General features: G+C 64.7%; 1 protein-coding gene. It reads right to left on the reverse strand.

Translation table 11 applies throughout. The features are described from left to right. On the reverse strand, positions 1-912 hold a 912-nt coding region (locus HMPREF1546_RS19690), incomplete at both ends, for a glutamine synthetase III (protein ID WP_021751968.1).

Here is a 912-nt window from a genome sequence, read left to right on the forward strand (position 1 = left end):
GGTGGTCGTTGCCGGGGAAGGCCACCGTGGCCCGCAGGAACTCCTGATAGTCGTCCACACCCTTGATGAAGGCCGCCAAAAACAGCAGGAACTGGGCGTTCTGCCGGGGGGTGGAGCCGGGCTTGAACAGATTTTTGCCCGTGTCGGTGGAGAGGGACCAGTTGTCGTGCTTGCCGGAGCCGTTGACGCCCGCGAAGGGCTTCTCATGGAGCAGGCACACCAGTCCGTGGCGGTCGGCCACCTTCTTCATCATCTCCATCACCAGCTGGTTCTGGTCGCAGGCGGCGTTGGCGTTGGTGTAGATCGGGGCCATCTCATGCTGGGAGGGGGCCACCTCGTTGTGCTTGGTTTTGCTGAGCACGCCCAGCTTCCACAGCTCCTCATCCAGATCCTTCATATAGGCGGCGACCCGGGGCCGGATGGCGCCATAGTAGTGGTCGTCCAGCTCCTGTCCCTTGGGGGGCTTTGCGCCGAACAGGGTCCGGCCGCACATCCGCAGGTCCTCCCGCTGGGCGTACTGGGCCTTGTCCACCAGGAAGTACTCCTGCTCCGGCCCCACCTGAACCACCACCCGTTTGGTCGTCGTGTCCCCGAACAGGCGCAGGATCCGCACCGCCTGGCGGCTGATCTCGTCCATGGACCGCAGAAGAGGCGTCTTCTTGTCCAGGGCCTCGCCGGAGTAGGAGCAGAAGATGGTGGGGATGCAGAGGCTGCCCTCCTTGATGAAGGCAAACGAGGTGGGATCCCAGGCGGTGTAGCCCCGGGCCTCAAAGGTGGCCCGCAGACCGCCGGAGGGGAAGGAGGAGGCATCCGGCTCACCCCGGACCAGCTCTTTTCCGGAGAATTCCATGAGGATCTTGCCGCCGCCGGCAGGGGCAATGAAGCTGTCGTGCTTCTCCGCCGTGACGCCGG

This window comes from Oscillibacter sp. KLE 1745 (genome assembly GCF_000469445.2).
In the GTDB taxonomy this organism is placed as follows: Bacteria; Bacillota; Clostridia; order Oscillospirales; family Oscillospiraceae; genus Oscillibacter; species Oscillibacter welbionis.